The organism is Arcobacter suis CECT 7833, from assembly GCF_003544815.1.
Lineage (GTDB): Bacteria > Campylobacterota > Campylobacteria > Campylobacterales > Arcobacteraceae > Aliarcobacter > Aliarcobacter suis.
Genome location: NZ_CP032100.1, coordinates 1,108,815 through 1,133,246, shown reverse-complemented (window position 1 = coordinate 1,133,246; position 24,432 = coordinate 1,108,815). Strand labels below are relative to the sequence as shown.

At 26.3% G+C, this 24,432-nt stretch carries 27 protein-coding genes; 11 read left to right on the top strand and 16 right to left on the bottom strand.

Annotated elements, in window-relative coordinates; all coding sequences use genetic code 11:
- Positions 1–51: 51 nt before the first annotated feature.
- A complete protein-coding gene (locus ASUIS_RS05825; RefSeq protein WP_118886133.1) occupies positions 52–876 on the top strand; it encodes a polysaccharide deacetylase family protein in 825 nt (274 codons plus the stop codon).
- 59 nt (positions 877–935) lie between these two features.
- Positions 936–2,051 carry a DUF808 family protein gene (locus ASUIS_RS05820; RefSeq protein ID WP_118886132.1) on the top strand — a complete coding sequence of 372 codons (1,116 nt, stop codon included), beginning with the start codon at positions 936–938 and terminating at the stop codon, positions 2,049–2,051.
- Between the two features lie 68 nt (positions 2,052–2,119).
- On the opposite strand, the gene ASUIS_RS05815 is transcribed toward ASUIS_RS05820, so the two are convergent.
- Together ASUIS_RS05815 and ASUIS_RS05810 are read right to left on the bottom strand one after the other, a co-directional pair.
- On the bottom strand, positions 2,120–2,830 hold the full coding sequence (locus ASUIS_RS05815; RefSeq protein ID WP_118886131.1) for a DUF481 domain-containing protein: 711 nt from the start codon (positions 2,828–2,830) through the stop codon (positions 2,120–2,122).
- Position 2,831: 1 nt separating this feature from the next.
- A complete protein-coding gene (locus ASUIS_RS05810; protein ID WP_118886130.1) occupies positions 2,832–4,340 on the bottom strand; it encodes a B12-binding domain-containing radical SAM protein in 1,509 nt (502 codons plus the stop codon).
- A gap of 253 nt (positions 4,341–4,593) precedes the next feature.
- On the opposite strand from ASUIS_RS05810, the gene ASUIS_RS05805 reads away from it, so the two are divergent.
- The 3 genes from ASUIS_RS05805 (at position 4,594) to ASUIS_RS05795 (ending at position 5,708) form a co-directional block, all read left to right on the top strand.
- On the top strand, positions 4,594–4,845 hold the full coding sequence (locus ASUIS_RS05805) for a hypothetical protein (RefSeq protein WP_118886129.1): 252 nt from the start codon (positions 4,594–4,596) through the stop codon (positions 4,843–4,845).
- A 95-nt stretch (positions 4,846–4,940) separates the two neighbouring features.
- Entirely contained in the window at positions 4,941–5,243 is a 303-nt protein-coding gene (locus ASUIS_RS05800; protein ID WP_118886128.1) for a DUF3817 domain-containing protein, read from the top strand.
- A complete protein-coding gene (locus ASUIS_RS05795; protein WP_118886127.1) occupies positions 5,244–5,708 on the top strand; it encodes a DUF420 domain-containing protein in 465 nt (154 codons plus the stop codon). It begins immediately after the preceding gene.
- Here the strand turns inward: ASUIS_RS05795 and ASUIS_RS05790 are convergent.
- The 6 genes from ASUIS_RS05790 to thiI form a co-directional block, all read right to left on the bottom strand.
- On the bottom strand, positions 5,705–6,496 hold the full coding sequence (locus ASUIS_RS05790; protein WP_118886126.1) for a PhzF family phenazine biosynthesis protein: 792 nt from the start codon (positions 6,494–6,496) through the stop codon (positions 5,705–5,707). The genes ASUIS_RS05795 and ASUIS_RS05790 overlap by 4 nt on opposite strands.
- Before the next feature lie 29 nt (positions 6,497–6,525).
- Entirely contained in the window at positions 6,526–7,224 is a 699-nt protein-coding gene (locus ASUIS_RS05785; RefSeq protein WP_118886125.1) for an alpha/beta fold hydrolase, read from the bottom strand.
- Entirely contained in the window at positions 7,224–9,095 is a 1,872-nt protein-coding gene (locus ASUIS_RS05780) for a YdgA family protein (protein WP_118886124.1), read from the bottom strand. The genes ASUIS_RS05785 and ASUIS_RS05780 overlap by 1 nt, the downstream gene beginning before the upstream one ends.
- 29 nt (positions 9,096–9,124) lie before the next feature.
- Positions 9,125–9,517 (bottom strand): DUF3465 domain-containing protein, encoded by a 393-nt coding sequence (locus ASUIS_RS05775; protein WP_118886123.1) that lies wholly within the window; start codon positions 9,515–9,517, stop codon positions 9,125–9,127.
- 104 nt (positions 9,518–9,621) lie between these two features.
- Positions 9,622–10,032, bottom strand: coding sequence for a DoxX family protein (locus ASUIS_RS05770; protein ID WP_118886122.1), 411 nt, complete (start codon positions 10,030–10,032; stop codon positions 9,622–9,624).
- Positions 10,033–10,105: 73 nt separating this feature from the next.
- Positions 10,106–11,569: a tRNA uracil 4-sulfurtransferase ThiI gene (gene thiI, locus ASUIS_RS05765; RefSeq protein WP_118886121.1), complete on the bottom strand. Its 1,464-nt coding sequence runs from the start codon at positions 11,567–11,569 to the stop codon at positions 10,106–10,108.
- Between the two features lie 118 nt (positions 11,570–11,687).
- On the opposite strand from thiI, the gene ASUIS_RS05760 reads away from it, so the two are divergent.
- Positions 11,688–11,891: a hypothetical protein gene (locus ASUIS_RS05760; RefSeq protein WP_118886120.1), complete on the top strand. Its 204-nt coding sequence runs from the start codon at positions 11,688–11,690 to the stop codon at positions 11,889–11,891.
- Between the two features lie 13 nt (positions 11,892–11,904).
- Positions 11,905–12,159 (top strand): hypothetical protein, encoded by a 255-nt coding sequence (locus tag ASUIS_RS05755; RefSeq protein WP_118886119.1) that lies wholly within the window; start codon positions 11,905–11,907, stop codon positions 12,157–12,159.
- Here the strand turns inward: ASUIS_RS05755 and ASUIS_RS05750 are convergent.
- Positions 12,156–13,619 carry a potassium/proton antiporter gene (locus ASUIS_RS05750; RefSeq protein WP_118886118.1) on the bottom strand — a complete coding sequence of 488 codons (1,464 nt, stop codon included), beginning with the start codon at positions 13,617–13,619 and terminating at the stop codon, positions 12,156–12,158. The two genes, ASUIS_RS05755 and ASUIS_RS05750, sit on opposite strands and share 4 nt — an antisense overlap.
- A 137-nt stretch (positions 13,620–13,756) precedes the next feature.
- Between ASUIS_RS05750 and ASUIS_RS05745 the strand changes: the two genes are divergently transcribed.
- A complete protein-coding gene (locus ASUIS_RS05745) occupies positions 13,757–14,581 on the top strand; it encodes a universal stress protein (RefSeq protein ID WP_118886117.1) in 825 nt (274 codons plus the stop codon).
- On the opposite strand, the gene ASUIS_RS05740 is transcribed toward ASUIS_RS05745, so the two are convergent.
- The 3 genes from ASUIS_RS05740 to ASUIS_RS05730 are packed head-to-tail and all read right to left on the bottom strand — an operon-like array spanning position 14,578 to position 17,193.
- Positions 14,578–15,069 (bottom strand): hypothetical protein, encoded by a 492-nt coding sequence (locus ASUIS_RS05740; protein WP_118886116.1) that lies wholly within the window; start codon positions 15,067–15,069, stop codon positions 14,578–14,580. The two genes, ASUIS_RS05745 and ASUIS_RS05740, sit on opposite strands and share 4 nt — an antisense overlap.
- 24 nt (positions 15,070–15,093) lie before the next feature.
- Entirely contained in the window at positions 15,094–16,353 is a 1,260-nt protein-coding gene (locus tag ASUIS_RS05735; RefSeq protein WP_118886115.1) for a putative Na+/H+ antiporter, read from the bottom strand.
- Positions 16,354–16,356: 3 nt separating this feature from the next.
- Positions 16,357–17,193, bottom strand: a complete 837-nt coding sequence (locus ASUIS_RS05730; RefSeq protein WP_118886114.1) for a universal stress protein — start codon at positions 17,191–17,193, stop codon at positions 16,357–16,359.
- 211 nt (positions 17,194–17,404) lie between these two features.
- Between ASUIS_RS05730 and ASUIS_RS05725 the strand changes: the two genes are divergently transcribed.
- The gene (locus ASUIS_RS05725) at positions 17,405–17,800 is read left to right on the top strand and encodes a DUF3010 family protein (RefSeq protein WP_118886113.1); all 396 of its coding nucleotides are present in this window, start codon (positions 17,405–17,407) and stop codon (positions 17,798–17,800) included.
- A gap of 41 nt (positions 17,801–17,841) precedes the next feature.
- Complete coding sequence (gene trxC, locus ASUIS_RS05720) at positions 17,842–18,264, top strand: thioredoxin TrxC (RefSeq protein ID WP_118886112.1); 423 nt, start codon at positions 17,842–17,844, stop codon at positions 18,262–18,264.
- Positions 18,265–18,313: 49 nt separating this feature from the next.
- Here trxC and ASUIS_RS05715 read toward each other — a convergent pair whose 3' ends face one another.
- Both ASUIS_RS05715 and ASUIS_RS05710 read right to left on the bottom strand, forming a co-directional pair.
- A complete protein-coding gene (locus ASUIS_RS05715; protein WP_118886111.1) occupies positions 18,314–20,401 on the bottom strand; it encodes a molybdopterin oxidoreductase family protein in 2,088 nt (695 codons plus the stop codon).
- A gap of 35 nt (positions 20,402–20,436) precedes the next feature.
- Positions 20,437–20,790 carry a cupin domain-containing protein gene (locus ASUIS_RS05710; protein WP_118886110.1) on the bottom strand — a complete coding sequence of 118 codons (354 nt, stop codon included), beginning with the start codon at positions 20,788–20,790 and terminating at the stop codon, positions 20,437–20,439.
- A 168-nt stretch (positions 20,791–20,958) separates the two neighbouring features.
- Between ASUIS_RS05710 and ASUIS_RS05705 the strand changes: the two genes are divergently transcribed.
- Complete coding sequence (locus ASUIS_RS05705; protein WP_118886109.1) at positions 20,959–21,411, top strand: heme-binding domain-containing protein; 453 nt, start codon at positions 20,959–20,961, stop codon at positions 21,409–21,411.
- Positions 21,412–21,482: 71 nt separating this feature from the next.
- Here the strand turns inward: ASUIS_RS05705 and ASUIS_RS05700 are convergent, their stop codons facing one another.
- The gene (locus ASUIS_RS05700; RefSeq protein WP_118886108.1) at positions 21,483–21,899 is read right to left on the bottom strand and encodes a hypothetical protein; all 417 of its coding nucleotides are present in this window, start codon (positions 21,897–21,899) and stop codon (positions 21,483–21,485) included.
- Between the two features lie 286 nt (positions 21,900–22,185).
- Positions 22,186–24,429 carry a carbamoyltransferase HypF gene (hypF, locus tag ASUIS_RS05695; protein ID WP_118886107.1) on the bottom strand — a complete coding sequence of 748 codons (2,244 nt, stop codon included), beginning with the start codon at positions 24,427–24,429 and terminating at the stop codon, positions 22,186–22,188.
- Positions 24,430–24,432: the final 3 nt, after the last annotated feature.

The following is a 24,432-nucleotide window of genomic DNA, read 5'->3' as shown; positions in this document are numbered from 1 at the left end:
AATTTCTATATAGTATTATTTATTATATCTATTTTGTTATTAGGAAAATCCATGAAGCAATCAATTATCTTGTCTTTACTTTTTACTCTTACTTTTACAGCTTGTGCAAAAACTGCAAGTGATAACTATTTTGGTGAACAACAAAGTAGTTCCAAAAAAGAGTATGAATCATTTAGAAAAAATATAGCAAAGGCTTTTGAAAATCAAACCCCAAAACAATGGGGAGAAAACGTAACTGGCGTAAAAACAAAACTTGATACAAATGAAAAGGTAATTGCTCTTACTATGGATGCTTGTGGAAGTCCTCTAGGAATGGGTTATGATGAAGAGTTAATCAATTTTTTAAAACAAGAAAAAGTTCCAGCAACTCTATTTATAAATGCTAGATGGATAGATAAAAATCTAAATACATTTAAAACTTTAGCTTCAAATCCTTTGTTTGAAATAGCAAATCATGGACTTGAACATAAACCAGCATCAGTTAATGGAAAATCTATTTATGGTTTAGATGGTTCAAAAAATATAGAAGAGTTTGTGGATGAAATAGAATTAAATGCTAGAAAAATTGAACAAATCACACATAAAAGACCCGTTTATTTTAGATCAGGAACAGCATATTATGATGAAGTTGCAGTAAAAATTGCAAATAAACTAAATCATCAAGTAATTGGATTTTCTATTTTAGGAGATGCGGGAGCTACTTTTAGTAAAGAAAAAGTAGAAAGTGCTTTTCTAAAGGCTAAAAACGGCGAAATTGTAATCATTCACATGAATCACCCTGAATCACAAACGGCTGATGGAACAATAACAGCAATAAAAGAGCTAAAACAAAAAGGTTTTAGATTTGTTAGATTATCAGATTATAAACTTAAGTAAATAAGCCCAAAGTTTTATTTATGATAAAATAACAAAAAAAATTTATTTAGGAATAATTAATGGCAGGAATTTTAGGATATTTATCAGTTTTAGCAGATGATGTTAGTTCATTAGCTGGGAAAACTATGGCTGCTGCCACAAAAACAATGGCTACTTCACTTGATGACGTTGGATTACTTTTTGATGATATTGCAACTTATACAAAACTTGCTAGTGTTAAATCTTCGGGTCTTGTTGTTGATGATTTAGCTGCAATTGCAAATTTTACAAATGAAACAACATCTGATATTTTAAAAAATGAATTAAATAAAGCAAAAACTGTTGATGAATTTAAACAAAATGTTGAATTATTAGATGAAAAATCTCAAAAAGAGATTTTAGATGAATTAGAAAGAATTAGACAAACAGCCATTTTAGAAGCAAAAAGAAATGCTGCATTAAGAGAACTTCCAATAGTTTATAAAATTGCAAAGGGAAGTTTCAAAAATAAATTTATTATTATTCCAGTTGTTTTATTAATGAGTTATTTAGTTCCTTGGTTAATTTCTCCAGTATTAATTTTAGGAGGAATTTATTTAGCTTATGAAGGTGTGGAAAGTGTTTTAGAAAAACTTGGAGCTCACCACGAAATTGCTGATGAAAAAGAGACTATAAAAGAGCTTTCAACCGAAAAATTAGAAAATGAAAAAGTTAAAGGCGCAATTAAAACAGATTTCATTTTATCTTTTGAAATTATTGTAATAACTCTTAGTTTAATTGCAAATACAGATTTTATAACAAAAATTTCTGTTTTAGTTTTAGTTGGAATTTTAACAACAGTTTTTGTGTATGGAATTGTGGCTTTAATCATCAAACTTGATGATATAGGTTTTTATTTACAAGAAAAAAGAAGTTTAGTTTTACAAACAATTGGAAATGGATTTGTAAAATCAATGCCTTATATTATAAAAACCATTGGTTTAGTGGGGACTATCGCTATGTTAGCTGTTGGTGGTGGAATAATAGTACATGAAACTCACATGTTAAAATCTTTTGATGAAACAATAAAAACTGTTCCAATGGGCGGATTTTTAAGTGAAATAATTATTGGAATACTTGTAGGATTTATAACAGTTAAAATAGTTCCCATTTTTTCAAAACTATTTAAAAAAGTAAGTCTTAATCATATCAGCTAGAATATAAAGCATAAGTAAGGAAAAGATAATCTTATTAAAATTCATAGGATTATCTTAGCTAAAAAGATTTAAAAATCCACAATCAAAGAAGTTAAAAACTTTGTATCAAGTTTCTCTTTTTCAGTCTTATTGGTATAATCCATATTATAACTAACACCTAAAGAAAGATTATGTGTCATTTTTACTCCAATTGCAGAATCACTTACTGCAAAATATTTTTTACCATCTTCAAAAGAAGATAAATAACTTATCATTTGTTTAAATTCAACATTTTCAGAAAATCTATATTTATAATTTAACTCACCTCTACCAGCTAAATAGTTATCTTTTAAACCATCATTATATTTATCATAAGCGTAATCCAAACCGCCTTGAATATCAATAGTTTGAATTTCATCTTCAAGTATTTTATATCCAAGTCCAGGACCTATATTTAACCTATAATCATAATCTGACAATTCATCTTTTAAATAATTTATACCCATATTGGCATATAATTTTTTATTTATCATATGATTGTAGTCTAATTCTAAATTATATTTATTTGCAGAAGTACTATTATCATTTTCATTATATAAAATACTTCCCTTTGCTCTTACACTTTGTGTATCACTAAGTCCTGCTGTACCTTCAAGTTTTGAAGAAAAAGTAGTTGTATTTGTATTTCCACTTGTTTGTACATAAGATAACTCTAAATGTTTATCAACATCTAAAGCAAATGATGCCGTTGAAAAAATTGTTAATATAGAAAAAATTTTACTTACAATTATTTTATTCATTTTAATCCTGTCTTACTAATTGTCTTTTATTTGCTTTTGATACTTCTTTTTGAGCAAAATCATAATTTGAAGGAATTATTTTTTTCAAGAATGGTGGTATTTTTCGCCCTCCTACTTTCATAACATCTTCTAAAATAGTATTTGCTAATAACTCTTTTTCATATTTTGTGCTCATATATTCAAATAAAAATTCCGCCATTCTATCAAGAGAAATCTTATAAGTTGATTCACTTCTTTTATATAACCACTTACTTAAATCAAAGAAGTTTTCAAAAACTTTTCCATCTTCAAAAAGTAAAGTTGTAGTTTTTTGAAAATTTCCACTATTGTAAACAATATCCCAAAATCTAGCAAATCTTTTCATCTCTTGCATAAGTGAAAAACTAATCAAATCATTTTTCAAAATATCATAAGGTGGTGAATCATTGTAAACCATTCCATAAATTTTGTCATGTCGAGCAAGTGTTGTTCCTGATAGTTTTTTCAAAATTCCAACTTGAATTTCACCAGTTGAAAGAGTATAAAGTTGGTTTAGATTTTTTCCAAAACTCTCTATTGTTTCACTTGGAAGCCCAATAATTAAATCTATATGCATATGAGCGTGCGTTTCTTGAGATAAAAAGCTTAGATTATCTTTGATTTTATCTATTTTTAGATTTCTATGAATCTCTTTTGCCACATCTAAATTTAAAGTTTGAATACCAACTTCAAGTTGTAAACAACCTTTTTTAAACTGTTTTATTAAATCCCTTAACTCTTCAGGGAAATTATCAGGAATAACTTCAAAGTGTAAAAAATATTCTTCTTCTTTTGCTAAAAAGTAATTCAAAATAGCTTTTGCATAAGAGATTTTGATATTAAAAGTTCTATCTATAAATTTAAAACTTCTAGCACCTCTAACCCACAATTTCTCAATTTCAGCTAAAAAAACATCAATATCTAAATATCTCATTTTTGTCTCAATTGATGAAAGACAAAACTCACATTCAAAGGGACAACCACGAGCATTTTCCACATAAATATGTCTATTTTTTATATCAAAATCTGTGTAATCATCGTATGGTAAAACGATATTTTCTAAATCAACTTTTGGTGAAGTTATAGTTCGTGGCTGTGTGCAAGTTCCATCAAGTAATTCTTTACAAAGGTTATAAAAACTAACTTCCCCTTCTCCACAAATGATATAATCTGCCATATCAAAATTTACTCTTAAAGGTGTATAACTAACCTCAGGACCACCTAAAACAACGATAGTTTCAGGTGATACTTTTTTGATTGTTTTTACAAGTTCTCCAACATCAAAAGCATTCCAAATATATGTAGCAATTCCTATGATTTTTGGTTTTTTTTCAAGTATTTGTTCTGCTATTGTTTGGATTGAAGAGTTTATTACAAACTCCAAAATTTCTGTTTGTTCTTTTAATTCTTTTAAATTTGCTATTAAATATCTCAAACCCAATGAAGTGTGAGAATATCTAGCGTTTAGTGTAGTTAATATTATGTTTTTCATTCGCGGATTGTAACACAAAAATCTTTATTAAATATATTTTCTTAAATAACCTTATATATTTTTATAATTCATCTATTTTGACTCCGAAATTCTTATAAAATGGCTTAAAAAAAATTATTTAATTAAATTATTGACCAATTATCATCTTTTTGTCTTGTATTTTTTTAAATTTAAGCATACAATACGGTTATGATATACTATTGAGTATATAGGTGTTTTTCTTGGTTATTTTAAATTATATAAAGGTGTAAAAATGAAAACTAAATTAGTGTTGATTGCATTATCAATAATCTTATTTTCTGCTTGTACAGATAAAGAAAATGCCGAAAAATTTTTAAAAAAAGAAGGTTATACTGATATAACGATGACTGGTTATAATTTTTTTGAATGTTCAAAAGACGATAGTCTAAGTACAGGATTTACTGCTAAAAAAAATGGCAAAGTAATTGAAGGAACGGTTTGTACGGGAATGTTATTAAAGAATCATACTATTAAGTTTAAATAGTTCAAAATATGTGCTTTGACATAAAGATAGTTTTATATTAACTTTTCATAAACAAAACTTCTATATACTAAAACCTTTATTTTAAAGGAAGATTTATGTTAAATGACACTTTTACAAGATTTAGACTTATCTCATTTATTGAAGGAGTTTCATATCTAATATTAGTATTTATTGCGATGCCACTTAAATATCTTGCTGGTTTTGCTATAGCTGTAAAATTTGCTGGAATGATTCATGGAATTTTATTTATACTATTTTTTATTGCGTTGATTATGGTTTCAAATAAATATAAATGGAAATATTTAACTTTTCAACTTTTTGTTTATTCATTAATCCCTTTTGGATTTATTTTGATTGAAAAAATCATTATGAAAAATCCTCCTAAAAAGCTAAACTAAATGATATTTTCAACAGGTTTTTTAGGAACATCTGCACCTTTTTATTTAGACTTAGCAACTGTTTATTTTGCAATTTTGCCTTTTTTATTAGCTTTTAGTATCTATTTTGCAGTTAAAAAAGAGTACAAAAAACACTTTATTTCTCAAGCTATTATTTTAGGAACAACGCTTACAATCGTAGTTATTTTTGAAATTGGAATTAGAATTTCAGGTGGTTTTTTAGAGTATTCAAAATATAGTAATATCTCTTTTGATTTTATGCTTATTTTCTTAACTATTCATATTTTAATAGCAATTGCAGCTGTTGGTGGTTGGTTATTTTTGTTTATTTCTTCATATAAAAATTATAAAAACAATCTACTTGATGCAAAAAAACATAAAAAAATAGGAAAAGCTATTTTTATAGCTTTAACTATTAGTTCAATTATGGGAATTTTTATTTATCTATTTTTATTTGTGTTTTAAATAGTAATATATCCTTCAAGATATAAAACTGCTTGACCTAAAATAATTACTTTATCCTCTAAAACTTTACATTTTAATAAACCACCTCTTTTTGAGGCTTGGTGAGCTATTAATTCATTTTTATTTAATTTCTCCGCCCAATATGGTGCAAGTCCGGTATGAATAGAACCAGTAACTGGATCTTCTTCACCTCCATTTGCTGGCCAAAAATATCGAGAAATAAAATCATATTCAGTTGATTTTGAAGTAACAACTACATCATAAGGTGCAAGTTTTTTCAACTCATTTAAATTTGTTTTTACAGAATAAACATCTTCTTCTTTAGAAAAAATAGCAAAATATGCTTGTTGGTTAAGTAAAACTTCTTTGGGAGTTATTGATAAACCATTTAATAACTCTTGTGGAATAGAATCTACAACTTTTGGTTTTCTGTTTGGAAAACTCATTTGAATATAATCAGAATCTAATTTTTCAACACTCAAATCTCCAACAGCTTTTGCTGTAAAAATTATTTTTTCTAAAACTACATTTTCTTTAAATATTACAAAAGCAGCGGCAAGTGTTGCATGTCCACAAAAATCAATTTCAGTTATTGGAGAAAACCATCTTATTTCATAAATATTTTGAGTATTTTTAAATACAAAAGCTGTTTCTGATAGATTATTTTCTGTTGCTATTTGTTGCATTAACTCAGTGGATAACCACTCTTTAAGAATTATAACTGCTGCGTAATTTCCTTTGAATACTGTGTCTGTAAAAGCATCAATTTGATATATTTTTAGTTTCATTTTATATATACTCCCTTTAAATTTTTATTTTAGGCTTTCATCCAATCTCTAATATGAATACTCAAAAGTTGTGGCTCTTCTAAAGGAATATTATGACTTGTTCCAACTCTTGAGATAACATTCATATTATGAGTATCTAAAAGCAGTTTTTTGATTGCTTCTTTGTTTAAAAGTCTGTCATTAATACTATAAAAAAACCAAATTGGAATATCTAAATTTATTAAATCTTCAAATAAATCTTTTCTATAAAAAGTGCTTGTAAGTTGAGAAATAAAAGTTTCTTTTCCCAAATCCATAAACATATCTTGAATTATTTTGATTAATTCATCGTCGTTTTGATTTTTTTCTTCAAGCAGTGATTTTGCTTTTTCATAAGTTAATCCAGCAAAACCCTCTTTTTCAATAACAACAAATTTTTCTTTTCTTCTTTCAATTTCTGCTTCTGTTGAGTTTCCAGGAGTTGCTGCGACAGTAAAAAGTCTATTAACTCTGTTTGGGTAAGTGATTGCAAAATATGAGGCGATATAACCTCCTAGAGAGAATCCTAGAAGGTTTATTTTTTCTTCAGTAAAAAAGTTGAATAAAATATCAATTATTTCATCAAAATCTTCACTATGGGGAATTGGAACATGAACAAGCTCATACGCATCTTGTAATAAAGGAATGAATCTACTCCAAAGCCTATTATCAGTCATAAGCCCTGGAATTAGATATATTTTTTCTTTCATTATCTCACTCTAAATATAGGTATTTCTAAAATTTCTACTGGATAATTCTGTTGATCAAATTCTCCTGTTTGAGGAACTATTTCAGATGGTTTTTCTAAGGCATCTTTTTCATTTAAAGCACCTGCTCTTAAATATATCTCTAAAGTTTCTAAATCTTTTACATCAATTATTAAAGTAAGTTCTTTATCTTTTCCATCCATCCAATTATTATCCCAACCTTCGGCTAATAAATATGAAGAAACAATATTTTGTTCTAAACCACCATTCCAAATTTGACTTCCAGCATCATAAAAATTTATTATTTCAAAGCTTGTTGTTGTGTTTTTAATAATTCTTTTTGCATCTGTAAATTGAGGGAATGAAACAGAAATTCCACCACTTGAAACAACTTTCATATCAGGAGTATATTTTATATTAAGCTCCAAAAGATTGTCATTTAATAACTTGTAATTGTAAGTTAAACTCTTTTGTGATATTTTTTTTGTTGTTAAATCATCAGTTGTATTTTCAGTAATTACTTCTTCTTGAAAAGTATTATCTTTTGAGGGGATTGCCAACTCATTTTTTTCTAAAATTCTTTGATTATTTATATATAAACCATCATTTTTCAGAACTGCTTCAAATCTTTTTAGATTATTATCAACATCTAAAAAACTAATATTTGAGTTTTGTTTTAAATCTAATAAAGCTTTTGCATTTTGTGCAGTTAAAGCATCTAAATCAACTGTTAATTTTGCATCTTCAAATATATCTGTAAGATCTTTTGGTTCATTCTCTACCATATTTTTATTTAATTTAAAACTTAAATTAAATTTCAAAGTATCTAAAATCTTTTGTTGATTAATTACGTAATTTGAAGCATTTCCGCTTGATTCTATTACCATTCCACTTTGAGCCAAAGATTTAAGATACTCTTCATATTTTTGATCTTTTAAATATAAAGTAATTTCATCTAATTTTTTAATTGGTAAATTATTAATATTAAAAGACAATGATGTATTTTTAAGATTTACAGCTTCTTGATCAAAGCTTTTTGTCGTTAATTCTTCAAAACCTAACTCACTTTTTGTATTTATATTTATTTCATCTTTTTCATAATTTGAATTAATTACTAAATTTTTAATATTAAAAATATTATTCTTTTCTTGGAATTCAATATTTTTAATTAATGTTTTTGAGCTCTCTTTATTTGCTTCTTTTTCATAATTAATTGCAATTTCATTTATTAAAAGTAAACCTCTGTTATCCATATTCATATCAGAAATTTTAAATGAATTAATTGTTAAATTTTTTTCATTTCCTTGAAAACCTCTAATTGTAATAATTATATTTTCATCTGGAATAATTGTATCAATATCAGCTACTTTATACTCTTTTTTCTCATTTACACTTACTTGTAATTTTTTATCTTTTAAGAAATCTAAAAGCCATTTACTACTTTGATTATCTGTTTCTTGTGCAAGATTATTCATAGCTATTTTTGATAATTGCGTTAAATATATATTTGTATTAACTTTACTTGTAAGATTTTCTAATACAAAATCATAATCAAACTTTATACCTGAGAATAATAGTTCTTTATCATTTGGTGCAAGAGAATTGTATTGCTCTTCAATAGCTTTTTTTAATTCTTCATCTTTTACACCATTAAAAATCCAAAAAGCCACTTTATCTGGATAAGCTACTTCAATTTCACCTTTTGCACTTGTATTTATATAATTTGTTGATTGTTGATGTTTTACAATAAATCCATTGTTGTTTAACTCATCAATCTTACTATTAATTTCATTGTTTATCTTACTTTGATAAGCAAAAAGCACCACAGCAATAATTGCCAATAATACAACAATAATCAGAATTTTTTTCTTCATTTTTTTTCCTATTTTCTAGATTTTTATATTTAATTATATACTATACCATTATGTTTTAACCAACCATCTTTATGCTTCTTTTTTGGATCATGATGTGTCCAATGAAGAACTCCACCTTTTTTATTCCATTCATATTCACCATAAAATTCAACAGTATCACCAACTTTAAGATTTTCTATACGATTTGATAAATCAATGTTATGGGCAACCAATATTGTTAGATTTGAAGATAATTTAAGAACAAATCTTTGATGACGACTTCCATTATTGTCATCACTTAAAAGTTTTATAACTTTTGCTGATCCTTGTACTTGAACATCGCTTTGTTTACTATGATAGGCTTTATCTATTAAAGGATTTGCATAGATAATAGTAGTGCTTAAACAGAAGCAAGTAAATAGCATAAATAAAAATTTATTCATTTATTTCCCTAATTATTTTGAATGATTAAAAATATAAATATTTCTAATTCTTGCTTCTATTATATTATTTGAAGATTAAAGTAACTTAATAGTGAACTTTTAATTTATCTAAATTTAGATCCTACTTCATTTTGATAAATCAATACTCCAGCTAAAATAAAAACTATATTTTTAACTATATATTGACCAACCAAGGTAAAAGCATAAGGTGCATGAGTAAATGACAACTCAGGTAATAAAAATAGTGGTGCAAAAGTACACAACATATGTCCTAAAAAAATTAAAGTCACTATTCTTGTATAAAAACCAAAAAGAAACCCTATTCCAATTCCTACTTCTAAAAGTGCTAAAAGTTTTATTGATAATGTTGGGCTGATTAAACCAAAAAACATAATATCAATAGTTTTTATTGCTAAATCTTCTGCTGGACTTAAACTAGGAAAGAACTTTAACATTCCATACCATATAAAGATAATTCCTAGAGACAATCTAATAAGTTTTATTGTGTTACGCATACTGCTCCTTTTTTAAAAAAGGATTATAAAACATAGTTTCTTTATTATAAATTAATAGTTATTATCATTATTGTTATAATGGTCTATAAACTTTAATATTTGTATAATTTTCACTATCTCTTAAAAATTGAGCATGAAGTTGACTTAAAATTCCTTTGTCACAATAAAACAGATAAGTTTTATCTTGTGGAAGTTTTTTAAACTCACTTTTTAATTTGTAAAATGGAATTTTTAGTGTTTCAACAGAAGTTTCTATACAATCAGCACTTTGTCTAATATCAATAACTGTATAATCTGCACCATTTAAATCACTAACTACATCCATTTGCCCTATTTCACCAATATCTTCAGCAATTTCATCTACATTTACAAAAACAGATGTTCTTACAGCTTCATCTAAAACCGTATAATCAAATCTTCTAGCTTCACTAGCAATTCTGTCATAATTTCCATGGGTTACTGGATTTTTTGAAATAACTCCACAATACTCAGGCATTGATTCTGCAAATCTACTTGTTCCAATATTATTTGCAATTTCGATAATATCAGGTTTACTCATCATTGCAAGTGGTCTTAATACAAGTTTATTTGTAGCTTGGTCAATTAAAGCTAGGTTTCTTAAAGTTTGACTTGAAACTTGGGCAACACTTTCACCTGTTACAAGAGCATCAATTTTCATAGTATCAGCTATTTTTTCAGAAGCTATTAACATAAGTCTTTTTAACATAACTCCCATATATGGTTCACTTACACTTTTGAATATTTCAGTTACAACATCATCAAAAGGAACAGAAATAAACTGAACTCGATGAGAACTTCCAAATTTATTCCATAGATAATAAGCTACTTGTTTTACACCAATTTCATGTGCAATTCCGCCAAGATTAAAGAAAATAAAGTGAGTTTTTATTCCTCTTTTCATAGTTAAATATGAGGCCACTGTTGAGTCAAATCCACCAGACATAAGAGATAAAATACTTCCTTGACTTCCTATTGGAAATCCACCCATTCCCATGTGTTTATAAGTAATTATATTTAATTGTGCAAATACAAGTTCAATATTTATTGTAACTTCTGCATTTTTTAAAGCAACACCTTTTGTGTCATTCATTGCTAACATATATCCACCAACAGTTTGTTCAACTTGAGTTGATTTGAACTCTTGAGTTCCTGTTCTTTTACATCTAACTACAAAAGATTTACCTTGTATTTCATGTGCCATCATTTCATTTACTTTTACTTTGATGTCATCTAAAGTATTCATATTATCAAATTGCATTGCTTCAAGTATTTGTTGGATTCCTGGTGTATCAAGAAGTTTCATTCTTACAATATCAACTACTTCAATTGGACATACTACTTCTATCTTATCAAAAAACTTTTTTATAGTTATATCTTTTGAAATTTTTGATAAAAGATTTACTAGATTATTATACACTTGTGAAATCATCTGTCTTTTTGCAGTTGAGCCTTTTATCATTATTTCTGTGAAATATTTAATTATAAATTTTTGTGTTTTGATCTCTTGATTAATCATTATTTAAAAGCCTTATTTGTTTAATTATTATATATTATAACATAACAGCCTTTTTTTTAGTTTTTTCTATATTTTTTTTTGACATAATACGCACTCATTTTTACCAAAGGCTTAATTTATGCAAGAGAATCAATACGAAAAAATAAAACTACTATTTTTTAAATTAATTGAAGAGACAAAAGAACTAAATGAAACAGAATTTGAAAAAGTTTTAATTCAAGTGTTCAAAGAAAACAACTCATTTTCTATTGAAGTAAAAGATAGATTAATTATTGATATAACAAATATGAGAAAAAAAATAGTACAAAATTTGAATTTATAAAAAAGGAAAAAACATGGATATTGAAACTTTAGAAGATTTATCAAAAGAGTTAAAAAACGACGAGAATGAACATGTAATCGCACTTTTTGAAGAGTATGCTAAAACTCACAATATTACTGAAGAAAAATTAGAACAAATTCTATCAAAAGAGCATGATTGTTTTAAATGCGAAAGTTGTCATAAATTTTATTGTTATGATGAATACTCATTTTTTGATGAAAAATGTATTTACTGTTGTGATGTTGAGGATGAAGAAGAGGAGTTTTAAAAAGAATTAAATCTTTTTAAAACCTTTTTATATCTACTTTCACTGGTACATTGAATTAATAACATATCATTTTCCAAAAGAATTGTTGAACCTGTTGGTTTTAGATAATCTTTATCTCTTTTTATTAAAAGAATTAAAAAAGTTTGGGGAAGATTTAATTCTACTATACTTTTTCCAATAACAGGAGAGTTAGCTTCAATATAAAATTGTTTCAAAGTATGATAAAACAATGGAGAAGCAACAACATCTTCATTATCATCTTTTGATTCTCTTGTTTTTAGTTCAACCTTTAACCATTTTGCCATTAAAGGCAAAGTTGTTCCTTGAATTAATATCGAAAATAAAACAATAAAAAATACTATATTAAAAATTAAATTTGAATGTTCAAAATTTGATGAATATGGATAAGTAGCTAATATAATTGGTACAGCACCTCTTAATCCAACCCAAGAGATAAATAATCTATCTTTTATTGTATGGGAACCAAACATCGTACATAAAAAAACTCCAATTGGTCTTGCTACAAACATCAGCCATAAAGAAATAATTAATCCTTTTATAGCAACATCTGGAAGTTGTGAAGGGAAAACAAGAAGTCCTAAAGCTAAGAAAACTGCAATTTGCATAATCCATGATAAACCATCATGAAAACCAATTAAATTCTTTTTATGAACAAATTCTTTTGTATTTGCAACAATTCCTGCTAAATAAACAGCTAAAAATCCATTTCCTCCAAGCATTGATGAAGCTGCAAAAAGAAATAAAATCCAGCCAATTGTAAATACTGGATAAAGTCCATAATAATTTAAATGCAATCTATTTAGTATTATTGGTAATAAAAATCCAAAAGTAAAACCTAAGGCTCCACCTATAAGAAATTGTAAGAAAAATTTAAAAATCCACTCTACCATAGAAGGACTTTCAGGCAACAATAAAATTTGTAAAATAGCAATTGTTAGGAAAATCGCCATTGGATCATTACTTCCTGATTCTAATTCTAATAAAGGAGTAAGTTTTTTCTTAAGTAAAATACCTTTTGATCTTAATATTGCAAAAACTGCTGCTGCATCTGTTGAAGATATAATTGCACTTAATAATAAAGATTCTAAAAAAGTAAAATCTAATATATAATATACACATAAAGCAACAATAAAAGCTGTTAATAAAACTCCTAAAGTAGCAAGTATTAAACCATCTTTTAATACAGGTCTTACAGCTTTCCAAGCAGTGTCTAAACCTCCTCCAAATAAAATAAAAATAAGAGCTAAAGTTCCAATATTTTGTGCGATTTCAACATTGTCAAAATGTATTCCTAAAATCCCATCAGAACCAGCTAGCATTCCAAGTGCCAAAAAAATAAATAACGAAGGTATGCCAAATCTACTTGATAATTTGCTTGTTATTACACTAAGCAATATTAAAAATCCAGCTATTAATAAATATAATTCAATAGATTCCATTGGCTTCCTTTTTTAATAAGTTTCGTAAATTATGGCGATTATATCGAAAAAATCTTAAACTGCTTTAATAATAAGAAACAGTATCAATATATAAAATCTTATGCTAAAATAAATTATATTTAAATAAGGGAGATAATATGAGAAAAAATAAAATATTATTTGCAACGGATTTTTCACAAAAAAGTTTTAAAATTATTGAAAATATTTTGAAATATATTCAAAATAAAGAGAATGAACTTTATATAATTCATGTAATAAAAAATCAATTACTTGAAGAAAAACTCGATAAAGAACTTACAAAAAAGAAAGGTTTTAAAATATTAAAAAAATATTTTCCAACTTTAATAGAAGAAAACTTTTTTTGTATAAATGGAAATATAGAAGATCAAATTGCATATCATACTGATAAATTGATGGTTTCACTTGTTATACTTGGATATAGTAAAAAGGATGATTTTATTAGTAGATTTTTTGAAAGTTCTAATACAAAAGATATTGTAAGAAATTTAAATACTCCTAGTTTAATAATCAAGTCAAAAAAATCTATTAGTTTTGATAATATTTTAATTCCAACTGATTTATCTTTAGAATCTAAGAATTACATAAATGAAGTATCAAAGTTATTTCCTGATGCAAAAATAAAGATTTATTACGCTTATTCTATACCTTATGAAAAAAAATTAAATTTTTATAGTTTTGAAGAAAAGATAAATGAATCACAAAACGAAGCAAAACAAACTTTATTAAAAACAGCACATGATTTTTACAACTCTTTAGAGATTAAAAATAAAAGTAAATTTATTCTAAAAGAATCAGAATTAAGTGTTGAAAATCTTATTAAAGATTCAAAAAATATTGAACCTGATTTAATAGCAGTTCATACTACTGGTTTTTTTAGTTTTTTTGCTTTTTATTTAGTTGAACATTCAAAAATAAATATTTTAATTAAAAAAATGAACTAAAATTCTATCTCAAGAGCTTCTTTTAAAATAGCTGCATCTTGAGGACGAGATTTAATATTTAAATCTTTAGCTTCTCCAAAACAAATAAGTGTTGCTTTTCCATTTTCACTTTTAAAACTAACTTCCCCTGCCCCTTGGATAATAAATCCCATAAATAATCTATTTGCAACTTTTTTATAACTAATTTTATTTGAGAATATAATAAACCTTGAAGATGTCAAAATATATCTAACATTTTGGAAAGAAGATTCTAATGGAAAATATTCTATTTCTCTATCTTTTTTTTGTTCCAAATCACAATATGCACCCTCAGGAATCAAATCCAATTTAATCTCATCATTTTCATTTATTACTCTTATATAACCAAACTCTTTAGTTTCAATTTTATTTTTGTAAAAATGATTAAATGCATCCAAATGATTAATACAATTTGAAAAAATAATAAAACTTTTTCTTGTTCGTGCATACTTAGATAAATATGATGCCATCTATAACTTTTCCTTTTAACTTTTTTATAATAAGAGAAAACAACTACCTGCAATAATTGTTGGTAGAATTGCTCCTAAAAATAAATATATTGGATCTATCGAACTATCTTCAAAATGATTTTTTAAAATTGCTGCACCTGCTGGATTTGGAGCATTGGCAATAATAGTTAATCCTCCACCCGTAACTGCACCAGCAACTAAGGTATATTTAAATTCATCAGATAAGCCCTCAACTAAAGAAACCAAATAAGTAATTGCAGCATTATCAGTAAAAGCCCCTACTCCAATCGCACCAAAGAAGACTTGACCACTACTCATATTTACAATTAAATCTTGAAGCCACCATTGTTGTTGTCCACCTAAAACAACTAATCCACCTAAGAAAAAAGCTACTAATAGTCCTTCTCTTAACATTAATCTATCTTGATATTGTTGATAAGCATGTGTTATTCCTAAAAAGAATAAAAAAATACTCATAAATATTGCAGGATAATGTGCAAATACAACTACTAATATCAAAAAAGTAAAATGGGTAAATACAATACCAAAAGGTATTTCTTCCCTATCTGAAACGGTAGTTTTTATTTTTAAAGATGCTAACTCTTTGTAAAAAAAAGTAATCATCAAACTAGTATTAATAAAAATTGCAATTACTGCTTTCCATCCAAATTGTGAAAACATAAAATAACTATCCCAATCCCAAGTTGCAGCTACCATCAAAATTGGAGGTGCAGCAAAACTTGTTAAAGTTCCACCTATTGAAATATTTACAAATAGAACACCCAATGTCATATATTTTAATTTTTTAGATATTTCTTGTGAAAATAATTTATCAGATAAAATCAAAGCAGCTAAAGTCATAGCAGCTGGTTCTGTTATAAATGAACCCAAAATAGGAACAAAAGCCATAACAACTATATAAAATCCAACTGCACCTTTGAAAGGAATAATATCAGATAGTTTTTTAACTAAAAGCATAACTGTTTGTAAAATTGGACGAGTAGCTGCAATAACCATAATAACGAAAACAAACATTGTTTCAATGTAACTTCTTTCGTTTATATATTTAATTGTTTCTATTTTCCCAGATAAAGAAAACATTATTAAAACTAAAATTAATGCCCAAGCGCCAAATACAACTTCAACTTCTCCTAATAAATGAAAAAGTCCTGAATGTTTTGTGCTTTTGTGGGCAAGTCTTTCAAAATATTTTGTTGAAAAAATATGAATAATTGATAAAGCAAATATTACTGCTGCAATAATTTGTATAGTTGTAGGTGGCATAAATCAATCTCCTTTTACTTTATAAATAATTACATCTTTTTTAGAATCTTCAAGTAAATCAAAAGAAAAAATACTAAGACTTGAGCCCACTGAAAGACCTAATAAATCTATTGTTTTATATTCAATTGATTCATCAACCATTGATTTTATATTTACATATTTTTTAGCTTTTTTAAATATCTTTATTTCACTTGGGATTTCTAAACTCTTAATAAAATTATCCAAATCTTTTTGAGCTTCATCTGCATAAAAATCAACAAAATCATGAGCTTCATCATCATCAAATCCATATAGTTTTACCCTATCTTCAAAAAATGCTTTATAATAATGTTCAATATGAAAATTTGCTTCTGGAAATATTGATACTAAATATTCTATATTTATTTTTGAAGCTTTTGATAAATCTGTTGGAACTAAAATATTTTTATAATTAGGTTCATCTTCTGTTTTAATTACAATTACAGGAATATCTAATTTTCTTATGATGTTACTTAAATTTGAACCATTAAAAATATCCTCTAAAAAAGTTCTTTCTCTTTTAAATCCTACAATTACAGTTGATATATTATTTTTTTCTATATGTTCTTTTACTATTTCAATAAAATTTCCACATTTACAAAAGATGTTTGCTTTATCTTTATAAATCGATTTTAAAATAGCTTTGCTTTTATCCAAAGAACACTCTGTTTTTTCTTTAAAAAATTTTAAAAATGACTCATCTTCAACATGAAGTACATCAATCTCTTTTTCATATTTATTTGCTAAATATATAGCTTTTTGAGCTACGATTTCCGTAAACTCTCTAAGGTCACTTAAAACTAATATTTTATTTTTACTCATTATGTACTCCCTTTTTTTAAATTTAATAATTATTATTTCTTGAAATTTAATTATTTTATTACTTAGATTCTAAGCTAAAATGGTTAACCAAAAGTTATAAAGAGCTAAAAAATTTACTAAATTTTTCATTTTATTACATAATGCAATACAATTAATTCAAAAGAAAATTCTTTACTATAATTCATTTATCTATCAAAAAATAAGGAATAAAATGAATATTTGTGGAATTGAATTAAAAGCTAATAATGTGATTTTAGTTGTATTAAAAAATAGTGACTATATAGATATTAAAATAAAAAAAATAGTTCTTGAAGATGATGAAAAACAAGAGGATATTAGAAAATTTTGTAATGAATTTTTAGATTTTTTACAAAAAAATGAAATCGAAAAAGTCTTTATAAAAAAACGAGCAAAAAAAGGTACTTTTTCTGGAGGAGCAGTTACATTTAAACTTGAAGGATTAATTCAACTAAATCCTTTTTGTAGTGTTGATTTAATCTCAGCTCAAAGTATCAGCACTTTTGAAAAGAAAAATCAAATAGAATTTCCAAAAGAGTTAAAAAAATATCAAGAACAAGCATATCTTACAGCACTTTGTAATCTTTAAAATAGAATGATATAATTGAAAAAATTTAAAGGAGTAATTATATGAGAGTAATTTGTCCTAGTTGTTTAAGCATAAACAATGTTCCAAAAAAAGATTCTTATTTAAAAGCAAATTGTGGAAAATGTAAAGAGTCACTTTTAGACAACAAACCTATAAATCTAACAAATGCAAACTTTGATGAAGTTGTTGTAAATAGTGAAATTCCAGTAATTGTAGATTTTTGGGCGCCTTGGTGTGGACCTTGTAAAATGTTTGCTCCAATATTTAATGAAACATCAAAGAAATATCCATTAAAAGCAGTTTTTGCAAAAGTTGATACGGAGCTTGAACAAACTTTAGGTAGTAAATATCATATTATGTCGATTCCGACTTTGGTTGTTTTCAAAAATGGTGTTGAAGTAAAAAGAGTAAGTGGAGCGTTAGATCCACTTAGATTATCAAATCTAGTAAATGAATTTATTTAGTTATAGAAGAAAATAAACTCGTATTAACGAGTTTATTTTGATTTAAAATTTAATCTTTAATTGACTCAACTTCAACTCTTATAGACTTAAACTTTGCTGTCATAATTAACTCATCAGCTTCATCACCAAAAATATAATTTACTTTTGAAGCAGCGTGATGGAATGTTGTAAAAAGTGTTCCTTGTTTGATTGTTTTTACAAACTTAACAGGTAAAACTGCTGTTTCTCCATATTGTGTTCTCATGATAATATTATCACTTCCGATTCTGTCTTTATCTTCAATTGAAGCTAAAACTACATCTTTGTCATATTTTGAGTTTAAAGCTTCACTTCTTTGCGTTTGAGCTGCATTATTGTATTGAACAATAGTTCTTCCAGTTGTTAAATAAAATTCATTTTTTGCGAACTCTTCTTTATTTACAAGTTTTTTCACTTGTTCTCTTAATTGATATTGATGATAAGCAAAAGTACCTTTTCCATCTTCTGTTCTAAAATCTTCAACATGAAGAATTGGTGTATCCTCTTTTTTTATAGGCCAAAGCATTCCTCTATTTCTATTATTTGAAAGTTTGTGATAAGTTGCCCCAGAAAATCTACTTCCAACAGCTTCTTTTGCTTCATTCCATACATCTTCACTATTTTTGAATTCAAATTCTCCATTGATTTTATTTTCAATATCCCTTAAAACTTCCCAGTCATCAGGTAAATCTGTTTTTACTAAAGGTTGAGAAAGATGTAATCTTCTCATGGCATTTACATAAACACCTGTTTTTTCATAAGCTGATTTAACACCAAAAATAATATCTGCCATTTTAGTAATTTCATTCATAAATAATTCATTTGAAATAATTAACTCTAAATTAGCTAAACCTTTATGAACTTTATTTTGATTTGGATGAATATGAGCAATATCTTCACCCATTACATACATAGCTTTTATACGTCCAGCAATCATTTCATCTATTAATTGAGGAGTCATTAAACCTATTTCTTCAGGAACTGTATAATCAGGTCCATAATATGGTAAACATCCAGTGTCACATGCACCTTGAACATTATTTTGACCTCGAAGTGGCATAAGTCCAGTTCCAGTTTTTCCAATATTTCCAGTCATCATTGCTAAATGTGTAATTGCCATTACAGCATAACTTCCATCAAGATGTTCAGTAATTCCTAATCCCCAAAAAAACATAGATTTTTTAGTAGCATATAGTCTTGCAACCTGAGGAATTTGTTCAACTAAATACTCATATCCTTTTACTTGTGCCATAAATTCAGGATTTGCATAAGGATCATTTAAAATAGACTCTTTATATGCTTCAAATCCAGTACATCTTGAATCTATAAATTCTGTATTATAAAGTTTTTCACTCAAAATTACATAAGCCATCATATTTAAAACCAAAAGATTTGCTTCATAAGGAATGATTAATTGCTCACCAAATTTTGAAAGTTGAGTTTGTCTTACATCAATTACAGACAAAGTTGCTGTTTTATCTCGTGCTGCTTTTATCATTCTATTTGCAACTATTGGATGAGCTTCTGTTGTGTTTGAACCCATTACAACTATATTTTCAGTTTTAAAAATATCATCAAAAGGATTTGTAGCTGCCCCCTCACCAATAGTTGTTCTCATTCCCTTTAATGACGGAGAGTGACAAACCCTAGCACAGTTATCAACATGTGGAGAATCCATAGCCTCTCTTACAAATTTTTGGAACATATAAGAACTCTCACATGAAGTTCTAGCTCCGCCCATTCCACAAAACGCATGTCTTCCATATTTTTCTTTTATGTCCATTAGTTTCCAAGCAGCTAATGAAGTAGCAAACTCATAAGGAGCTTCAAAATAAAGTTCATTGAATTCTTTTAGAGTTTTAGCTCTAGCTTTTAGCTCTTGTGGAAGTTCTTCTATATTTTTTTCTATAAAAGATTTTTTTACCCTTGAATTTCGTATTCTTTCATTTGAATCAACAAATCCATATCCTTGAGCGCCTTTTATACAAAGCTTACCTTGAGATACATAACCATCATTTTGAGCATAAATTTTAACAATCTTATTATTTTCAACTTGTGCTGTAATATCACAACCAGTACCACAATAAGTACAAACAGAATTGATATTAGATTCCTGCATAATTAGACTTCTCCACTATTTTAATTTATATTTTTCTAAAGCATAGTGATTTTGTCTTCTTTAGTAGTTATCATACATAAAAATTCATAACCACTGTTATAACATGCTTCATATTTGTGGGCAACACCAGCAGGAATATAGATAAAATCTCCAGCTTTTGCATGATACTCTTCATCTCCAACCATAACTTTTGCTTCACCTTTTAACACATATTGTTGGTGTTGAATTTCATTTATATGATTTGGCATAGAACCATCTTTTGCTAAAGTTACTTTTCTTACAATAAAATCTTTATCTTCTTTTGGTGTTAAAACGCTAATTGATGCATTTACAGTTTTTGGAATACATGTTGATTCAAATGCTACTGAGTTGTTACAATATTTGTCCATATTTGTCCTTTTTTCAATAATTATAACTATTTATTTTATGATTTTTTATTAATAATAGATGAGAATTTAAACAAAATATATTTTATGAGACTATTAAAATTTTAATTGTCAATACAATCTTGACATATATCATATATAATGTATATATAAAAAATTTAGGAGATAAAAATGGTAGGAAAATTAATTATTGGTGGTATTATCACAGCCGTAGTAATCCAGTTTATTCCTTATGGGAAAACTTACTCTAATCCACCAATTGTAAGTGAACCAACATGGGATTCACCACAAACAAAAGAACTTTTTAACAATGCCTGTGCAAATTGTCATTCAAATCAAACTATTTATCCTTGGTATAGTAAAATAGCTCCTATTTCATGGCTTGTAGCTTTTGATGTTGAAGAAGGAAGAGAACATTTTAATGTATCTACTTGGGGTGTACAGAAAAAAAATAAAGGTGATGAATCAGCCAAAGAGTTAAAAAATGGTGATATGCCACCATGGTTTTATTTACCAACACATCCAGAAGCTAAATTAAGTGAAATACAAACTCAAGAATTAATAATTGGCTTAGAAAAAACTTTTGGAAAAGAAGAAAGTGGAAAAATTGAGAATAAAAAATAAGATATTTTTTTCTTTACAAAAATAAAAAAACTAAAAGGAGATTTTTATTAAAAATCTCCTTTTATATTTTTCTAAAATACAAAAGAAATATCACTAATACCAATATTATAAATCTGTACTTTTACACCTTCACTATCTACAACACTATATGAAATTATAAGTTCATTTGGATTTTCTATGATTTGATTTTCTTCTACAAATTTTACATATTTATCATAATCAATAACACTATAAATAAATTTTGCTTTTTCTTTAAACTTCTCATTATTGATATATCTTTCATAAACTTCTTTGTATGTTGTTTCATCATATTTATCGTAAAAGTTTTTCTTGTACATCAATTCACAATAAGCAGCTTTTTTGAAATTCTTAGAAGAAAAATCAAGATAATCATCTGCTATTATTGGTTCTAAATTTTCATGTATTTCAAATAGATTATATTTTTTATATCCATCTTCATCTGATATTAAAGCAGTAGTTCTTATCATAAAAAGTTCCTAATTTTTATTTGATTCTATCATACTATTATTTATAATCAGCTAATTTGAATTTTATTTGTATAAATATAAATATTATTAAATATTTATATAATGTATAATTTAATAAACAAAATATCCTATTTTTAAAGCTATATTTTTATAGGATATTTTCAAAAAGTTATTTTTTCTATATAATACTATATAAAAGGTTTTTAGAATATATTTATTACATTTTGGATAATTTTAATTATATATTAATAGATACAAAATATATAATATAAATATTTCTAGAAACTTAGATTATATGGTAAATTTGCCCTACGCTTATTCCACCATCATTTAATGGAATATTTTTATTGTAATAAAACTCTCTATTTTGATCTTTAAACATATTTATCAAAAGTTCTAAAAGCGTTCTATTTTGAAAAACTCCTCCACCTAAAACTATTGGTAAATCTTTATGAAGATTTGAAATATCTAGGATAATCTGCCCTATTGTATTTATAAATTTTGAGCAAATTTGTTTTTTATCTTTTTCTAAAATCATTTGTTTAATCATAAAAGATAGTTCAATTTTATCTTCAATTATTTCGTAAGCATAACTTTGTGTGATTGTTTTGTCGTAATATTGTTCTATTTGCAAGCCCGTTTCTCCCTCATAGCTTTGAATATGAAGAATATTGGCAAATGATGCAACAGCATCAAATAAACGCCCTACAGAGCTTGTAAGCGGTGAATTTAAACCTTTTTGCCACATTGTATGAAACATTTTTATTTCTGATTCTTTAAAGACTTTTACACATGGTATTTCAAGATTTAACACTTCTTCCAAAGAAAAACTATCAAAAAGTAGACTTAGAGCCAGTCTTTTGGGCTCAAGAACAGCTTTTTCACCACCTAAAAGTTTAAAATATTTAAAATGATTCACCCTTTTATATTCAGTTTTTGAAGCCACGAAAACTTCTCCACCCCAAATATTTCCATCATCACCATATCCAGTTCCATCAAAAATAAATGCTAATACATCTTTATTTAATTTATATTCAGCCATCACAGATAATACGTGAGCATAGTGATGTTGGATTTGAACCAACTCTAAATTTGGATTGGTTTGTTTTAGTTTTAAAGCAAATTTTGTAGACTCATAATTTGGATGTTTATCGCAAACTATAACTTCTGGTTCAAAGTCATAAAATCTTTTAAAAGTCTTTATTGTTCTTTCAAAATATTCCATTGATTTTAAAGAGTTTAAATCACCAATATATGGTGATAAAATTAAGTTATTTTCAAAATATAGACTAATTGTTGATTTTTGATTTGCCCCAAGTGAAAGTATTTTCTTTTTGCTTTTATTTTCAAAACTAAATGCTGTTGGAGCATAACCTCTAGCATTTCTAATTTTTGTTATATTATTATCTACAATTTGTATAACTGAATCATCACTTGCATTTAAAATATCCCTATTAAAATCAAGGACAAAATCTACCACATTTGATAATTTTTCTATAATTTCATCTTTTGAAGTGATAATTGGTTCACCTTTTAAATTTGCACTTGTAGCAACAATTGGATTATCTAAATATCTAAAAAGTAAATGATGCAAAGCTGTATAAGCTATAAAGCATCCCAGATGATTAATATTTGGAGCTAATAGTTGTGATAAATTAAACTTTTTTTTCTTTTTTACTAGAACTATTGGTTTTTCTTTTGAGTTTAAAAGTTCTTCTTCTTTTTGTGTTAAATCTGTATAATTTTTAATACTATTTATATCTTTAAACATTATAGCAAAAGGTTTATTTAATCGGCTTTTTCTTATTCTTAATTTTTCCACAACTTTATCATTGTTTGCATCACAAATTAGATGAAAACCTCCCATTCCTTTAATAGCTACAATACTACCTTTATTAATCTTTTGAGCTATTTCTTTTATAGCATTAATGTCTGAAGATAAAACTTCATTTTTATTATTATACAAAACTACATTTGGACCACAGTTTTCACAAGCAATTGGTTGAGCATGGTATCTTCTGTTTATTGGATTTTCATATTCATTTTTGCATTTTTCACATAATTCAAAAGAAAACATTGAAGTATTTATTCTATCATAAGGAACTGTTTTGATTATTGAATATCTTGGACCACAATTTGTACAATTTGTTAAACTATAATTGTATCTAAAGTTAGACATATCATTTATATCTTCAATACAATCATCACAAATAGCAATATCAGGAGAGATAATAGTAGATTTGTTTTTTGAGCTTTCACTTTGTATTATTTCAAAGGTTTTATACTCTTTTATTTCAGTTATTTCTTCTATATTTATAGAATCAATTCTTGCTAAGATTGGAGGATTTGATTTTAGTTCATTTATAAAATTTTGGATATTTTCTTCACTTGAAGAAAGAAGAATATTTACTCCTTTTTCATCGTTGTTAACCCAACCTTTTATATCATATTTTAAAGCTAAATTATAAACAAAAGGACGAAATCCAACCCCTTGAACAATACCTGTAATTTTAATCTTTTTGTTTATCATCTC

Bases quoted from the DNA above. Each gene is read 5' to 3' on its own strand.
- ASUIS_RS05825 (WP_118886133.1), top strand. From the start codon at position 52: ATGAAGCAATCAATTATCTTGTCTTTACTTTTTACTCTTACTTTTACA.
- ASUIS_RS05820 (WP_118886132.1), top strand. From the start codon at position 936: ATGGCAGGAATTTTAGGATATTTATCAGTTTTAGCAGATGATGTTAGT.
- ASUIS_RS05815 (WP_118886131.1), bottom strand. From the start codon at position 2,830: ATGAATAAAATAATTGTAAGTAAAATTTTTTCTATATTAACAATTTTT.
- ASUIS_RS05810 (WP_118886130.1), bottom strand. From the start codon at position 4,340: ATGAAAAACATAATATTAACTACACTAAACGCTAGATATTCTCACACT.
- ASUIS_RS05805 (WP_118886129.1), top strand. From the start codon at position 4,594: ATGAAAACTAAATTAGTGTTGATTGCATTATCAATAATCTTATTTTCT.
- ASUIS_RS05800 (WP_118886128.1), top strand. From the start codon at position 4,941: ATGTTAAATGACACTTTTACAAGATTTAGACTTATCTCATTTATTGAA.
- ASUIS_RS05795 (WP_118886127.1), top strand. From the start codon at position 5,244: ATGATATTTTCAACAGGTTTTTTAGGAACATCTGCACCTTTTTATTTA.
- ASUIS_RS05790 (WP_118886126.1), bottom strand. From the start codon at position 6,496: ATGAAACTAAAAATATATCAAATTGATGCTTTTACAGACACAGTATTC.
- ASUIS_RS05785 (WP_118886125.1), bottom strand. From the start codon at position 7,224: ATGAAAGAAAAAATATATCTAATTCCAGGGCTTATGACTGATAATAGG.
- ASUIS_RS05780 (WP_118886124.1), bottom strand. From the start codon at position 9,095: ATGAAGAAAAAAATTCTGATTATTGTTGTATTATTGGCAATTATTGCT.
- ASUIS_RS05775 (WP_118886123.1), bottom strand. From the start codon at position 9,517: ATGAATAAATTTTTATTTATGCTATTTACTTGCTTCTGTTTAAGCACT.
- ASUIS_RS05770 (WP_118886122.1), bottom strand. From the start codon at position 10,032: ATGCGTAACACAATAAAACTTATTAGATTGTCTCTAGGAATTATCTTT.
- thiI (WP_118886121.1), bottom strand. From the start codon at position 11,569: ATGATTAATCAAGAGATCAAAACACAAAAATTTATAATTAAATATTTC.
- ASUIS_RS05760 (WP_118886120.1), top strand. From the start codon at position 11,688: ATGCAAGAGAATCAATACGAAAAAATAAAACTACTATTTTTTAAATTA.
- ASUIS_RS05755 (WP_118886119.1), top strand. From the start codon at position 11,905: ATGGATATTGAAACTTTAGAAGATTTATCAAAAGAGTTAAAAAACGAC.
- ASUIS_RS05750 (WP_118886118.1), bottom strand. From the start codon at position 13,619: ATGGAATCTATTGAATTATATTTATTAATAGCTGGATTTTTAATATTG.
- ASUIS_RS05745 (WP_118886117.1), top strand. From the start codon at position 13,757: ATGAGAAAAAATAAAATATTATTTGCAACGGATTTTTCACAAAAAAGT.
- ASUIS_RS05740 (WP_118886116.1), bottom strand. From the start codon at position 15,069: ATGGCATCATATTTATCTAAGTATGCACGAACAAGAAAAAGTTTTATT.
- ASUIS_RS05735 (WP_118886115.1), bottom strand. From the start codon at position 16,353: ATGCCACCTACAACTATACAAATTATTGCAGCAGTAATATTTGCTTTA.
- ASUIS_RS05730 (WP_118886114.1), bottom strand. From the start codon at position 17,193: ATGAGTAAAAATAAAATATTAGTTTTAAGTGACCTTAGAGAGTTTACG.
- ASUIS_RS05725 (WP_118886113.1), top strand. From the start codon at position 17,405: ATGAATATTTGTGGAATTGAATTAAAAGCTAATAATGTGATTTTAGTT.
- trxC (WP_118886112.1), top strand. From the start codon at position 17,842: ATGAGAGTAATTTGTCCTAGTTGTTTAAGCATAAACAATGTTCCAAAA.
- ASUIS_RS05715 (WP_118886111.1), bottom strand. From the start codon at position 20,401: ATGCAGGAATCTAATATCAATTCTGTTTGTACTTATTGTGGTACTGGT.
- ASUIS_RS05710 (WP_118886110.1), bottom strand. From the start codon at position 20,790: ATGGACAAATATTGTAACAACTCAGTAGCATTTGAATCAACATGTATT.
- ASUIS_RS05705 (WP_118886109.1), top strand. From the start codon at position 20,959: ATGGTAGGAAAATTAATTATTGGTGGTATTATCACAGCCGTAGTAATC.
- ASUIS_RS05700 (WP_118886108.1), bottom strand. From the start codon at position 21,899: ATGATAAGAACTACTGCTTTAATATCAGATGAAGATGGATATAAAAAA.
- hypF (WP_118886107.1), bottom strand. From the start codon at position 24,429: ATGATAAACAAAAAGATTAAAATTACAGGTATTGTTCAAGGGGTTGGA.